We start from the raw sequence: 14,045 nt of genomic DNA, 5'->3' as shown, positions 1-14,045 counted from the left end.
GCAAATGCAGCGTTTCCTCTGCTTTTCCGGGAGGATAAGCGACTCCACAAGGATGCCGCGAAATGGCCACAAAAGGTAAACCTTTCCTTAAATTTTAGGCTTTAATCTGAGGGTCGATAGAAGAGGTCTGTTATGCGTAAAATCCTCGTCATCGCCCTGTTGCTGGCCTTGGCAAGCTGTGCCCGGCCGCCGAGCCAGATCCGCAACGCCTGTGCCATCTTCGACCAGAGGGATGGCATGTTCGAGAACTGGAAACGGGCAGCCCGCTCGACGGAACGGGAATATGGCGTTCCCGTGCACATTCTGATGGCAACCATTTACACGGAATCGAGTTTCCGGGCCCGCGCACGCCCGCCGCGCCGCTATATTCTCGGCTTCATTCCGTGGAAGCGCATTTCCACCGCCTATGGCTATTCTCAGGCGCTGGACGGCACCTGGGATCGGTACCAGCGGGAAACCGGACGCTATATGGCGCGCCGCACCAATTTCGCAGACGCCATCCGCTTTATCGGCTGGTATCATTACCAGAGCAGCAAGCGGCTCGGCATTCCCTATAACGATGCCTATAATCTCTATCTGGCCTATCATTCCGGCCAGCTGGGCTATATTCGCGGCGCTTACCGCGCCCGGCCCGAGGCGTTGGCCGGCGCCAAACGCTTCGCCGCCATCTCGGCGGTCTATGCGGATCAGATACGCCGCTGCCCGTGAGGAGTTGCCCTCTTGGGCGTTAGAGCATGTCGCGCAAAAGTGTGCAGCGGTTTTGCGATAACGACATGCGTTAAAACAAGAATGTAAAGCACGTTGCATGAGGCTGATAAGCCGCAACGTGCTTTAGTGCTACAGAAAAACCCCTCGTTCGTTGGAACGAGGGGTTTTACGTTTAACCACAAAATCGAGCCGGGATTAACCAGCAGACTGGATAGCCGATATCACCCAACCGGCACCGGGACGGCGAACGAACGTCCAGACTTCCACCGATTCCTGCGGATGGTTCGGATCGCCTTCTACCACTTCGCCGGTGGTGCGGTTGCGCAGCACGTCGATTGCCTCGTAGCGCATGGCAACGGTGGCGTAATCCACCGGGCCTTCCTTCCAGGCCTCGGCCAGATCACCCTGCAACAGGCGCACATCCTTGACATCATTGCGCAGTCCGCGCGTGGCGTGATCGCCCAGTTCCTCGGCGAGATAGGACATGGCCTCCGGCGTGGTGATGCGCCGCAGCGCCGAATAATCTTCCGCCGCATAGGCGCGCTGCATCTCCTTCAGCAGTTCCTCGAAGGTGTCGAGGTCAGCGGAGGCGATGCCTACGCCATCGCTGCCCGCCTTGGCGCTGCCGCCGCCCAGCCCCGCGCCCATGCGCGGAATGGGAAAGCCTCCGCCCTGGTTGATGCCGTTTGCTGAACCGTTGGCGGGGCCGGAGCCCATGCGGTTCATCGGGCTGGAATAGGCTTCGCGGCGGCGGCCGAACAGCCGCATGGCGAGCATGATGGCGCCGCCGATCAGCAGCATCTGGAAGAGGAAGCCGAGCATGCCTGCGCCGCCGCCGAAGCCATGGCCGAGCAGCATGCCGAACAGGCCCCCCATCAGCAGGCCGCCCATCAGCGAGCCGCCGAGACCGCCGAAGAAGCCGCCACGCTGCGGCTGGCCGTAGGGCTGGCTCATGCCGGGCTGGGCGGTATTGGGCGTCATGCTGCGCTGAATGGGAGCGGCTGTGGTGGGCGCCGTCTGGGTGACCGGCGGAGCGCTATAGGTGCGGGTTCCGCGGCTGCCGAAGCTGCCCGAACTGCCAGCGCGCCGCGCCTCGGCAAAATCCACCGCCGTCAGGCTGACCGCCAGGCCCAGCACCGCAATCGCTACCGCTTTCGTCGCACGTCGCATCGTCTTCTCTTTCCTCCGAAACATCATGCCCTCTGATATGGGAAGCGCGAGCCTGCTTTTTAAGACGAAGCCTGTCGATTTTCCGCTAAGAGTGTTTCCGGATGGAAACACTCTTAGCTTTTATTTTTACGCATTTGCGAACGGAAAACCGCGACTACACTTTTCCTGCAAATGCTCCAGCTCAGGCACCGAGCACGAGTTTAATGGCAATCGCCACCATGCCGACGACGCCGACCCCGAGCAGCCAAAACAGGCCGAACCAGAAAATCCGCTGCCCTACCGTCTTGCGTTCACTGTCCAACAGTCTTCATCCTTATGGTTCGGGGGCTGCGCTGTTCACGGCGTGTGCACCCTCTTATCAATGATAGCCTTCTTCCGGGTCGATCTTGCCCCGGAACACCCAATAGGCATAGCTGGTATAGATCAGAATAATCGGCACCAGAACAGCCGCCCCGACCAGCAGGAATTTCAGGCTGTCATCCGGCGCGGCGGCTTCCCAGATGGTCAGCGCCGTCGGCACGATATAGGGATAGAAGCTGATGCCGATCCCGGCATAGCCCAGCACGAAAAGACCGAGCGCCGCAACGAAGGGCAGCCAGTCGCGGCCATCTCTCAGACCCTTATGGATGAGGTAAAGGCAGCCGAGCACGAGAAGCGGCACGATGACGCTGAAGATGGCGGTGGGGTAGCCGAACCAGCGATCGAGATAATGCGGCTTGAGCCAGGGGGTCCACAGGCTGAAGATGCCCATCGCCGCCACGGTGACAAGCGCCAGCGGCAGGGCGAAGCGGCGTGCCTGTTCGCGCAGCGGCCCCACCGTTTTGAACACCAGCCATGTCGCGCCGAGCAGGCCATAGCCCAGCACCAGCGCCACGCCCGTGGCGATGGAAAACGGCGTCAGCCAATCCCACCAGCCCCCGGAATAGGCGCGGTTTGCCACCGGAATGCCTTGCACAAGCGCCCCGAGCGCGATGCCCTGGCAAAAGCCCGCCAGAATGGAGCCGCCCGCAAAGCCGACATCCCAGACCGGCTTCCACCGCGTCGTGCGCCAGCGATATTCGAAGGCGACCCCCCGGAAGATCAGGCCGAGCAGCATTAGGATGATCGGCATGTAAAGCGCCGGGAGAATGGTGGCATAGGCCAGCGGAAACACCGCCAGCAGCCCGCCGCCGCCCAGCACCAGCCAGGTTTCATTGCCATCCCAGACCGGCGCGACGGAATTCACCATCTGGTCGCGGTCATGCTCGTTGCGGAAGAAGGGAAACAGCACGCCGATGCCGAGATCGAAACCGTCGAGCACGACATAGGCCAGCACCGCAAAAGCGATCAGCGCGGCCCAGATGAAAGCATAATCAATGGGCATGGGAGCCTCCATGATGGGCGTTGGATGCCGGGCCGGGGGTGATGCCGGTACTGCGCAGCGGTGCACCGCCGATCTCCGCCGTGGGATCGCGCGGCAGGCGGCCCATCAGGCGCAGGATATAGAAGGTCCCTGCTCCGAAGACGAAGAAGTAGACGATGATGAACAGGATGAGCGACGTGGCCACCGCCGGTGCTCCGAGCGGCGAATGCGACTGCGCCGTCAACAGATGGCCATAGACGGTGAAGGGCTGACGCCCCACCTCCGTCGTGATCCACCCGGCCAGCACGGCGATGAATCCCGCAGGCCCCATGGTGACCGCCACCCGCTGCAACGGACGTGCAGTCAACAACGTGCCTTTGTAGCGGCACCACAGGCTCCACAGGCCGAGCCCCAGCATGGCAAAGCCCAGGCCGACCATGACGCGGAAGGACCAGAAGATCACCGCGACCGGTGGCTGCAACTCGCGCGGAATCGTATCGAGACCCGCAAGCGGCGCATTCAGATCATGCTTGAGAATGAGGCTAGAGAGTTTCGGGATTTCCACCGCATAATCCATGCGCTGCTCATCCTGATTGGGAATGCCGAAGAGAATGAGCGGCGCGCCTTCCGCATGGCTCTGGAAATGACCTTCCATGCCCATCACCTTGGCAGGCTGGTGCTCCAGCGTGTTCAGCCCGTGCGCATCGCCTGCGATGATCTGGATGGGCGCGACCAGGGCCACCATGCCCATGGCCATGGAAAACATCTTGCCCGCGCGGCGCGGCGCAGTGCCCTTCAGGAGATGCCAGGCCCCGCAGGCCCCCACCACCAGCGCCGTGGTGAGATAGGCAGCCAGCACCATATGCACGAGACGATAGGGGAAGGAGGGATTGAAGATTACCGCCCACCAATCGAGCGGGATGAACTGCCCCTTGTCATTGAAACCGAAGCCTGCGGGCGTCTGCATCCAGGAATTCACCGCCAGGATCCAGGTGGCGGAAATCAGGGTGCCGAGCGCCACCATGCAGGTGGCAAAGAAATGCAGCCCCGGCCCTACCCTTTTCAGGCCGAACAGCATGACGCCGAGAAAGCCTGCTTCCAGGAAGAAGGCGGTGAGCACCTCATAACCCATCAACGGGCCGATGACCGGTCCGGCCTTGTCGGAAAACACTGCCCAATTGGTGCCGAACTGGTAGGACATGACGATACCGGACACCACGCCCATGCCGAAAGCGACCGCAAAGATTGTCTTCCAGAAATCGAAGAGCTGGAGATAGACGTCATCCTTCTTCCAGAGATAGAGCCCGTTCAGCACCGCCAGATAGCTGGCAAGCCCGATGGAAAAGGCGGGGAAGATGATGTGAAAGGACACAGTAAAGGCAAACTGGATGCGGGCCAGCAAGACGGCATCGAAACTCTCGAACATGGTGCGGCACCCCTTTTGATCAAAGCCTCCCAGAGCATTTCCAGGAAAAGTGGAATCCGGTTTTCCGTCAGGAAATGCTCAAAAACAAATAGTTAGAGCATTTCAATGTTTCCGCGAAACATTGAGGTACTCTAACCCCTGCCGGCCTCAACTGTTCGCAGCTTTTGCCCCCAGCGTCCCACTCCGGCAACAGGTGATGAAAATCAAATTAGGCCGAACGCGAAAACTATCAATGCGACAACCCGCCATGCGACAGTTTGGCGTTTATCAAACATAAAAAACGGCGGGATTTTCATCCCGCCGGTCCGTGATCCGCAACACTACAGAAAGGCTCATTCCACCGCAAAGGTCAGCAGTTTGGCCTGTTTGATCGCCGGGTTTGCCGTAAGCTTGTCGAGCACGACCTGCTCCACCGGACCGTCGACATAAAGAAGCGCAATGGCGTCGCCGCCTTCCTTTTCGCGGCCGAGCTGGAAGTTGGCGATGTTGACCTTGGCGTCACCGAGGGTGGTGCCCATGAAGCCGATCATGCCGGGGACGTCGGTGTTGGTAATATAGATCATGTGGCTGCCGACATCGGCATCCATGTTGATGCCCTTGATCTGGATGAAGCGCGGCTTGCCATCCGAGAAGACCGTACCGGCCACCGAACGGGTCTGCTTGTCGGTTGTCACCGTCAGCTTGATGTAGCCGTCATAAACGCCGGTCTTGTCGCGCTTGACTTCCGAAAGCACGATGCCCTTTTCCTTCACCATGATCGGCGCGGACACCATGTTCACATCGGCCACCTGCGGACGGATGAGGCCGGCCAGCAGTGCAGATGTCAGTGCCTTGGTGTTCATCCTGGCGGTATCGCCGTCATAGAGGATCTCGATCTGTTTGATCGGACCTTCGTTGACCTGTCCGACAAAGGCGCCCAGAACATCGGCAAGCTTGATGAAGGGCTTGAGGATCGGCGCTTCTTCCGCTGTGATCGACGGCATGTTGATCGCATTGGAAACCGCGCCCTTGATCAGGTAATCCGACATCTGCTCGGCCACCTGCAGAGCCACGTTTTCCTGGGCTTCCGTGGTGGAGGCGCCAAGATGCGGCGTGCAGACGACGTTCGGCAGGCCGAAGAGCGGGCTTTCGGTGGCGGGCTCCACTTCGAAAACGTCGAAACCTGCACCGGCGACATGGCCGGACTTGATGGCCTCGGCAAGAGCTGCCTCATCCACCAGACCGCCACGGGCGCAGTTGATGATGCGAACACCCTTCTTGGTCTTGGCAAGGGCTTCCTTGCTGATGATGCCGCGCGTCTTGTCGGTCATCGGCACATGAAGCGTGATGAAATCGGCCTGGGCCAGCAATTCGTCCAGCTCGACCTTGGTCACGCCCATTTCCTGGGCGCGTTCAGCCGACAGGAAGGGGTCGTAGGCGATGACATGCATCTTCAGGCCAATGGCGCGCGAGCAGACGATGGAGCCGATATTGCCCGCGCCGATGACGCCGAGCGTCTTGCCGGTGATTTCGACACCCATGAACTTCGACTTTTCCCACTTGCCGGCCTGGGTAGAGGTATCGGCGGCGGGAAGCTGGCGGGCCACGGCAAACATCAGCGCAATGGCGTGTTCGGCGGTGGTGATGGAGTTGCCGAACGGCGTGTTCATCACGATGATACCGCGCTTCGACGCTGCCGGAATATCGACATTATCGACGCCGATCCCGGCGCGGCCGATCACCTTGAGATTGGTGGCGGCGGCAATCAGCTTTTCCGTGGCCTTGGTGGCCGAACGGATGGCCAGACCATCGTAATTGCCAATGATTTCAGCCAGCTTATCCTTGTCCTTGCCGAGTTTCGGCTGGAAATCCACTTCAACGCCGCGATCGCGGAAAATCTGGACGGCGGTTTCCGACAGTTCGTCGGATACGAGAACGCGAGGTGCCATGACGAGGCCTCCGATAGAGTTCGTGTAAAACAGTCAATACTGGGAAGAAGGGTCCGGCCCGTGGCCGGACCGGATCAGCAAAATCAGGCGGCGGCCTTGGCCAGCGCAGCCTTCTGGGTCTCGAAGGCCCAGGTCAGCCAGGGCATCAGGGCCTGCATGTCCGCCGTCTCGATGGTGGCGCCAGCCCAGATGCGCAGGCCAGCCGGCGCATCACGGTAAGCGCCGATATCGAAGGCAATGCCCTGCTTGTCGAGAAGCGACACCATGCCCTTGGCAAAGGCGGCCTGGGCATCGGCGGACAGCGCCACGACATCCTTGTCGACGATGGTCAGGCAAACGGAGGTGTTGGAACGGGTCTCTTCCACCTTGGCCAGATTGGCAATCCAGTCATTTGCGGCGAGGAAATCGAAGATGACCTTGGCATTGGCATTGGCGCGCGCCACCAGGGCATCGAGACCGCCGAGGCTCTTTGCCCACTGCAGCGCATCGATATAGTCCTCGACGCAGAGCATGGAGGGCGTGTTGATCGTTTCGCCGGTGAAGATGCCTTCGATCAGCTTGCCGCCCTTGGTCATGCGGAAAATCTTCGGCAGCGGCCAGGCCGGAACATAGGATTCCAGCCGCTCGACAGCGCGCGGGCTGAGAATGAGCATGCCGTGGCCGCCCTCGCCGCCCAGCACCTTCTGCCAGGAGAAGGTCACAACGTCGAGCTTGGTGAAATCCATCTCCTGCGCAAAGGCAGCCGAGGTGGCATCGCAAATGGTCAGACCCTTGCGGTCGGCAGGAATGAAATCGGCATTGGGAACACGAACGCCCGAGGTGGTGCCGTTCCAGGTAAAAACGACATCGCGGTCGAAATCGACCTCCGCGAGGTTCGGCAACTCGCCATAGGCGGATTCGAACTTGCGGACATCCTTGAGCTTCAGCTGCTTGACCACATCGGTCACCCAGCCGGCGCCGAAGCTTTCCCAGGCCAGCATGTCCACGCCGCGCTCACCCAGCAGCGACCACAGGGCCATTTCAACGGCGCCGGTGTCAGAAGCGGGAACGATACCGATGCGGTAATCGGCGGGAACCTTCAGAACTTCACGAGTCAGGTCAATGGCCAGCTTCAGCTTTTCCTTGCCGACCTTGGCACGGTGCGAACGACCGAGCGGGGCATCGGAAAGCGCTTCGAGCGACCAACCGGGACGCTTCGAGCAGGGGCCAGACGAAAAATGAGTGTTTGCCGGACGTGCGGCGGGGGCGAGAATCTCAGCCATATCAGATACCCTTCCAGGTAATTAGCCTCTCGTTGGGGAGAGGTGTCCCGCCGCTGGTGCTATAGATTTCGGCGCATTTCGTCAAGCGGCTTTTGCTGTTCCGGCTGCGACAAAATGGAAATGAAGAGCCCTCCTGCATAATTTTCACCTGAAATCGGAATCGATTTCAGGTGAAAATTATGCAGGAGATTTAAAGTCTTACAGCGCCCTTTGTGCGTTTGACAAAACGCACGGCGCTGTAACCGTTGAAGAGAAAGCCGAAAATCAAAAGGCCCCGGAGAAATCCAGGGCCTTGAAGAAGCATAGGCTGCGTTCACTTGTAGACCATCGGCTGTGGTGGCGGCTCATACGCCACCGGCTGCGGGCAGCCGCCGAACTGGTAGCGCGCACCGGCATAGAGCTGGTGGCTGTAGAAGCCCTTGTCGCTGCCGGGACCGCCATTGTCGCGGTAGCCGAACATGTCGCCGGACAGCGTATGGCGGAAGCGGTAGCCGGCATCGGCCTTCCAGTCGCAGGTGATATCGACCGAAGCGCCGACCATGACCTGATAGGCGAAGCGCCAGCTGCCCTTGCCGTCATGGGTGACGGTACCATCGCAACCGCTGCCGTCATCGGCGCAGGCGGTGTTTTTCAGCTTGTCCCATTTGACGTAGGAGCCGCCGATACCGGCGCCGACATAGGGCGTGATCGAGGCATAGGTGCCGAGATCGACATAGGCATTGGCCATCAGCGTATAGGCCTGTAGCGAAGACAGGTCACGCGAGGTACAGGCAGTGGACACACCGCAGGAACCATGGGTGGAGCCGGAGAAATCCGCCTTGCCGAGATAATCGAAGGTTAGATCGGTGCGCAGATGGCTGTTGATCTGGTAACCGACACCGGCACCGCCCCAGAAACTGTCATCCAGATCGGCCTTGGTAAAATCGGTCAGGCTGGCATTGGAGCCCTGGAAATAATGAGCGCCGCGCAGTTTGTTGAAGGAATAGCCGACATCACCGCGCAGGTACCAGCCGGAGGCGACATCCGAAACCCGCACTTCCGGCGCCTCCACCGGCGGCGGCGGTTCAGGCTGGTAAAGATCGGCGGCCATGGCGGGCATGGCGGAAAGGGCGAACATCAGGCCCAGAATTCTGCTCTTCATGGAAATCACCCCATCTGGAGGCCGCAACCGGCCCTCCTCTCGGACGGGGATCATGGGGCCTAAAGGTTAAGACCCCATTAAGCATGTTTATTATCCTTAATAGATTGTAAGACAGGTCAGGCCGCAAGCCGGTGCTGCATGGGCTGCAATTGCGAAAACAGCGCCAGAGATTTCAGCCTCGCCTCGATATCGTAGATCGGCATGGACACGATCAGCTCATCGGCCCCGGTCTCCTGAAGGAAGGACAAGAGCTTGGCCTCCGCCGTCGCCGGAGAGCCGACGATGGCATAGCGCAAGGTGTGCTCGACGCCGAAGCGTTCCATCTCGCTCCAGCGGCCTTCCATGCTGTCCACCGGCTTTGGAAACTGTTGGCGGTGATTGCGCCGCAGATTGACGAATTGCTGTTCGGCCGAGGTGAAAAGCCGGGCGGCCTCCGCGTCGGTCTCCGCCACCGCCCCCATGACGCCGACCATCATATAAGGCTTATCGAGGGTTGCAGACGGCTGAAAGCGATCCCGATAGATGGAAATGGCCTCGATCAACTGATCGGGGGCGAAATGCGAGGCAAAGGCGTAAGGAAGACCCAGCGCCGCAGCCAGATGCGCGCTGTAAAGGCTCGACCCCAGAAGCCAGACCGGCACCTGGCTGCCCATGCCCGGCACGGCGATGACACTGCCTTCTGCGCTTTCGGAACCAAGGAAATACTGAAGCTCCTGGATGTCGTGCGGAAAGTTCTCCGCGCCCGCCTCCAGATTGCGCCTCAGCGCCCGTGCCGTGCGCATATCCGTGCCCGGCGCGCGGCCCAAGCCCAGATCCACACGGCCCGGAAACAGGGCTTCCAGCGTGCCGAATTGTTCGGCAATCACCATGGGCGAATGATTGGGCAGCATGATGCCGCCGGAGCCGATGCGGATGCGTTTCGTCGCCGCGCCGACATGGGCGATCACGATGGACGTGGCAGCGCTGGCAATGCCCAGCATACCATGATGTTCGGCCAGCCAGAAGCGGTTATAGCCATGCTCTTCGGCGGCGACCGCCATGCGGCGGGAGGCTTCCAGGGCGTCAGTGGCCGTCTGGCCCTCACCGATGGGCGACAGATCGAGAATGGAAAAGGGAATGGAGGTCATGGGGCGCAACTCATCTTTGCAACTCTCTTTTCTCTTACTTAAGAAGCCTTGTCCGAATTGCCAAAAAGCTTTTGCGAAAGCTGCGGAAATGTTTTTGTTTTGTTCACATTTTGCTGGCAGTGGAAGGGAAGAAGGCGCTAAGGATAAGCCATGACAAACACGATTCGCATCATCGGCATCGACCCGGGCCTGCGCCGGACCGGCTGGGGCGTGATCGAGACGCTGGGCAACAGCCTGCGCTTCGTTGCCTCCGGCACCGTGACCTCGGATAGCGAGATGGATCTCGCCTCCCGCCTCTGCCAGTTGCATGACGGGCTGGCGGAGGTGATCCACCAGTACCGGCCGGATGAGGCGGCGGTTGAGCAGACCTTCGTCAACAAGGATGCGGTGGCCACGCTGAAGCTTGGCCAGGCGCGGGGCGTCGCCATGCTGGCACCGGCCCGGGCCGGGCTGCCGGTTGCGGAATATGCGCCGAATGCGGTGAAGAAATCGGTGATCGGCGTTGGTCACGGGGAAAAGCAGCAGATTCACATGATGCTGAAAATCCTGATGCCCAAGGCCGAATTCAAGGGCAACGATGCCGCCGACGCGCTGGCCATTGCCATCTGCCATGCCCATAATCGTGGCGGCGAACGATTTAGAAAGATCATGGCGGGTTGAAGAGATGATCGGCAAGCTCAAGGGCACGATAGACGAGATTGGCGACGACCACGTATTGGTGGATGTTCATGGCGTTTGCTACGAGGTGTTCTGCGCCTCGCGCACGCTGTCGCGCATCGGCTCTGCCGGAGAAGCGGTGGTGCTGTTCATCGAAACCTATGTGCGGGAAGACCAGCTCAAGCTGTTCGGCTTCATGAGCAGGCTGGAGCGGGAATGGTTCCTGCTGTTGCAAAGCGTGCAAGGTGTGGGCGCCAAGGTGGCGCTGGCGTTGCTCTCCACCCTCGCGCCGTCCGATCTCGCCAATGCCATTGCACTGCAGGACAAGGCGGCGATTTCACGCGCGCCGGGCGTAGGCCCGAAAGTGGCGCTGCGCATCGTCACCGAACTGAAGAACAAGGCCCCCGCCTTTGCCGGTGAAGCGGCGGCCAGCATCGGTCTCAAGCAAGAAATCGGCGAAGGTGTCGCCGCCGCCCCGGTGGCCGATGCCGTTTCAGCGCTCACCAATCTCGGCTATTCCCGCGAGCAGGCGGCCAATGCCGTGGCCGCAGCCCTGAAAAATGCTGGAGAAGATGCCGACAGCGCCAAGCTCATTCGCCTGGGATTGAAGGAGCTTTCACGGTGATTTCCTTGCTTTTCGGGTATTTCCTTACCATAATAAGAAAGTAAGGAGGTGTGCCATGGCTATTTATGACAGCACCATCACGTCGAAGGGGCAGACGACCATTCCGGCGGAGATTCGAGAGTTGCTGGGTCTCAAGCCCGGGGACAAGATCAGGTATGTTGCCCAGGGCAATCGCATTTATCTTCGCGTTAAGAATGGCAACGCCATGGAGCTTGCCGGAGTGCTGCATGATCCGTCGCGCCCAAGGATGAGCCTTGAGGAGATGGATGCGGCAATTGGCGACGCGCTTGCGGAAGACGACCGGAGGATTATGAGTGATTGGCATCGACACAAACGTTCTTCTGAGGTTTCTTCTGGCTGACGATGCCGAGCAGTTCGAGGCAGCGAAGCATTTTATCTCTGAACGCTCCGTTGATGATCCGGCCTATATATCTCTGGTGGTGGTCGCGGAAATGGCCTGGGTGTTGAAGCGCAGCTACCGCTTCAGCAATGCGGATATCGTTGATGTGCTTCGGAAGCTTGTCCCAGCCGAACAGTTTCTGTTTGAGGATGAGGATATTCTCGACGCCATGATCGAAGATGAAACCCTTCGGCAAAGCGATCTTTCGGATCGTATCGTTGCGCATCTGGCGCTGCGCCAGGGAGCAAGCCGTGTCGTCACCTTCGATCGCAAGGCAGCCCGCGACGTCTCGCATATGGAACTTTTGGCATGAGCACCCACAATCCCGTTCTCACTCCGGAAAAGCGTGGGGAAGATCTCGATGCGGCGCTGCGTCCGCAGACGCTGGAGGATTTTACCGGCCAGGCGGAAGCGCGCGCCAATCTGAAAATCTTCATCGAGGCGGCAAAAAACCGCGGCGAGGCGCTGGATCATGTGCTCTTCGTCGGGCCGCCGGGGCTGGGGAAGACAACGCTGGCGCAGATCATGGCCAAGGAACTGGGGGTGAATTTCCGCTCCACCTCCGGCCCTGTCATCGCCAAGGCGGGGGATCTGGCGGCACTGCTGACCAATCTCGAAGAGCGCGATGTGCTCTTTATCGATGAAATCCACCGGCTCAATCCGGCGGTGGAAGAAATCCTCTATCCGGCCATGGAGGATTTCCAGCTTGATCTGATCATCGGCGAAGGCCCGGCGGCGCGCTCGGTCAAGATCGATCTGTCGAAATTCACGCTTGTTGCGGCCACCACCCGGCTGGGGCTCCTGACCACGCCGCTGCGCGACCGCTTCGGCATTCCGGTGCGGCTCAACTTCTACACGGTCGATGAGCTGGAACTGATCGTGCGGCGCGGTGCCCGCCTGCTCGGCCTGCCGATGACGGATGACGGCGCGCGCGAAGTGGCGCGACGGGCGCGCGGCACGCCGCGCATTGCCGGACGCCTGCTGCGGCGGGTGCGCGATTTTGCCGAAGTGGCCCGGGCCGAGGCCGTGACGAAGGAGATTGCCGACGAGGCGCTGACCCGGCTGCATGTCGACAATATGGGTCTCGACCAGCTCGACAACCGCTATCTTTCGATGATCGCGGTGAATTTCGGCGGCGGGCCGGTGGGCATCGAAACCATTGCCGCCGGGCTTTCCGAACCCCGGGACGCCATTGAGGACATTATCGAGCCCTATATGATCCAGCAGGGCTTTATCCAGCGCACGCCGCGCGGGCGGGTGTTGACCGCCAATGCCTGGAAACATCTGGGCATGGTGCCGCCAAAGGATCTGGAAGCCGCGCAATTTCGCCTCACCCTTGAGGATGAGTGAGTGATCAGCCGCCGTACCTTCTTCAAACTGCTGGCGGGATCGGCGGTAGGTCTGCTCTCGCTTGCCGGCTATGCTGGCGGGGTTGAGCCGTTGCTGCGTCTGAACACCACCCATTACACACTGACACCCCGCGCCTGGAGGCGCGGGCAAAAGCTGCGCATCGTGGCGCTTGCGGATTTCCATGCCTGCGAACCCTGGATGCCGGCCTCGCGCATTGCCGAGATCTGCGATTACGCCAATACGCTCGGCGGCGACATTATCCTGCTGCTCGGCGATTACATGTCCGGCATGAAAGTGGTGACCGGCACCGTGCCGCCGAAGGACTGGGCGGCGAGCCTTTCCCGGCTGAAGGCCCCGCTCGGGGTGCATGCCGTCTGCGGCAATCACGACTGGTGGCAGGATGCCGAAGCGCAATTGCAGCGCCTGCCGGAAACGGTAGCGCACCGGGCGCTGCGGGATGTCGGCATCGAGGTCTATTCCAACCGCGCCGCGCGGATCGGCCCCGAGGATGCGCCTTTCTGGATTGCCGGACTGGAAGATCAATGGGCCTACCTTACCGGACGCCACCGGATGACAGGGCTGGACAACCTGCCTCAAACCATGGCGCAGATCACCGATGATGCCCCCGTGATCCTTCTGGCCCATGAGCCGGATATCTTCCCCAGTGTGCCGGATCGCGTGGCGCTGACACTCTCCGGCCACACCCATGGCGGGCAGGTGAACCTCTTCGGCTGGACGCCGGTGGTGCCCTCCCGCTACGGGTCGCGCTATGTCTATGGCTTGAAAGAGGAAGGCGGGCGGCATCTGGTCGTCTCCGGCGGTCTCGGCTGCTCGATTGCGCCGATCCGTTTTGGGTCGCCGCCGGAAATCGTGGTGATCGATCTTGCCTGAGCCGGAAGGAGAGCCCAT

14 protein-coding genes are annotated in these 14,045 nt (G+C 60.5%); 7 read left to right on the top strand and 7 right to left on the bottom strand.

Annotation, left to right across the window (positions count from 1 at the left end; translation table 11 throughout):
- Positions 1 to 132: 132 nt before the first annotated feature.
- Positions 133 to 708 carry a transglycosylase SLT domain-containing protein gene (locus QO005_RS17000; protein WP_307159259.1) on the top strand — a complete coding sequence of 192 codons (576 nt, stop codon included), beginning with the start codon at positions 133 to 135 and terminating at the stop codon, positions 706 to 708.
- A 195-nt stretch (positions 709 to 903) separates the two neighbouring features.
- Here the strand turns inward: QO005_RS17000 and QO005_RS16995 are convergent, their stop codons facing one another.
- The 7 genes from QO005_RS16995 to QO005_RS16965 form a co-directional block, all read right to left on the bottom strand.
- Positions 904 to 1,878 (bottom strand): Tim44 domain-containing protein, encoded by a 975-nt coding sequence (locus tag QO005_RS16995; protein WP_307159258.1) that lies wholly within the window; start codon positions 1,876 to 1,878, stop codon positions 904 to 906.
- Between the two features lie 358 nt (positions 1,879 to 2,236).
- Positions 2,237 to 3,241 (bottom strand): cytochrome d ubiquinol oxidase subunit II, encoded by a 1,005-nt coding sequence (gene cydB, locus QO005_RS16990; protein ID WP_307159257.1) that lies wholly within the window; start codon positions 3,239 to 3,241, stop codon positions 2,237 to 2,239.
- Complete coding sequence (locus tag QO005_RS16985; protein ID WP_307159256.1) at positions 3,231 to 4,646, bottom strand: cytochrome ubiquinol oxidase subunit I; 1,416 nt, start codon at positions 4,644 to 4,646, stop codon at positions 3,231 to 3,233. The genes cydB and QO005_RS16985 overlap by 11 nt, the downstream gene beginning before the upstream one ends.
- Before the next feature lie 332 nt (positions 4,647 to 4,978).
- The gene (serA, locus tag QO005_RS16980) at positions 4,979 to 6,574 is read right to left on the bottom strand and encodes a phosphoglycerate dehydrogenase (protein ID WP_307159255.1); all 1,596 of its coding nucleotides are present in this window, start codon (positions 6,572 to 6,574) and stop codon (positions 4,979 to 4,981) included.
- Between the two features lie 83 nt (positions 6,575 to 6,657).
- On the bottom strand, positions 6,658 to 7,836 hold the full coding sequence (locus QO005_RS16975) for a phosphoserine transaminase (RefSeq protein WP_307159254.1): 1,179 nt from the start codon (positions 7,834 to 7,836) through the stop codon (positions 6,658 to 6,660).
- Between the two features lie 313 nt (positions 7,837 to 8,149).
- Positions 8,150 to 8,977: an outer membrane protein gene (locus tag QO005_RS16970; protein WP_307159253.1), complete on the bottom strand. Its 828-nt coding sequence runs from the start codon at positions 8,975 to 8,977 to the stop codon at positions 8,150 to 8,152.
- 116 nt (positions 8,978 to 9,093) lie between these two features.
- Positions 9,094 to 10,104 carry an LLM class flavin-dependent oxidoreductase gene (locus QO005_RS16965; protein ID WP_307159252.1) on the bottom strand — a complete coding sequence of 337 codons (1,011 nt, stop codon included), beginning with the start codon at positions 10,102 to 10,104 and terminating at the stop codon, positions 9,094 to 9,096.
- Positions 10,105 to 10,254: 150 nt separating this feature from the next.
- Here QO005_RS16965 and ruvC point away from each other — a divergent pair, with 150 nt between their 5' ends.
- From ruvC to QO005_RS16935, 6 genes are read left to right on the top strand one after another with little or no spacing between them, the layout of a single operon-like run.
- The gene (gene ruvC, locus QO005_RS16960; RefSeq protein ID WP_307159251.1) at positions 10,255 to 10,764 is read left to right on the top strand and encodes a crossover junction endodeoxyribonuclease RuvC; all 510 of its coding nucleotides are present in this window, start codon (positions 10,255 to 10,257) and stop codon (positions 10,762 to 10,764) included.
- Positions 10,765 to 10,768: 4 nt separating this feature from the next.
- The gene (ruvA, locus tag QO005_RS16955; RefSeq protein ID WP_307159250.1) at positions 10,769 to 11,386 is read left to right on the top strand and encodes a Holliday junction branch migration protein RuvA; all 618 of its coding nucleotides are present in this window, start codon (positions 10,769 to 10,771) and stop codon (positions 11,384 to 11,386) included.
- Between the two features lie 55 nt (positions 11,387 to 11,441).
- Positions 11,442 to 11,747 carry an AbrB/MazE/SpoVT family DNA-binding domain-containing protein gene (locus tag QO005_RS16950; protein ID WP_307159249.1) on the top strand — a complete coding sequence of 102 codons (306 nt, stop codon included), beginning with the start codon at positions 11,442 to 11,444 and terminating at the stop codon, positions 11,745 to 11,747.
- Complete coding sequence (locus QO005_RS16945) at positions 11,701 to 12,099, top strand: type II toxin-antitoxin system VapC family toxin (protein WP_307159248.1); 399 nt, start codon at positions 11,701 to 11,703, stop codon at positions 12,097 to 12,099. Before QO005_RS16950 ends, QO005_RS16945 begins: the two co-directional genes overlap by 47 nt.
- Positions 12,096 to 13,136 (top strand): Holliday junction branch migration DNA helicase RuvB, encoded by a 1,041-nt coding sequence (gene ruvB, locus QO005_RS16940; RefSeq protein WP_307159247.1) that lies wholly within the window; start codon positions 12,096 to 12,098, stop codon positions 13,134 to 13,136. The genes QO005_RS16945 and ruvB overlap by 4 nt, the downstream gene beginning before the upstream one ends.
- The gene (locus QO005_RS16935) at positions 13,137 to 14,027 is read left to right on the top strand and encodes a metallophosphoesterase (protein WP_307159246.1); all 891 of its coding nucleotides are present in this window, start codon (positions 13,137 to 13,139) and stop codon (positions 14,025 to 14,027) included.
- Positions 14,028 to 14,045 lie beyond the last annotated feature (18 nt).

This window comes from Allorhizobium paknamense, assembly GCF_030815125.1.
GTDB lineage: Bacteria > Pseudomonadota > Alphaproteobacteria > Rhizobiales > Rhizobiaceae > Allorhizobium > Allorhizobium paknamense.
The sequence above is the reverse complement of the archived record's forward strand: the minus strand, read 5'-3'. Positions and strand labels throughout refer to the sequence as shown.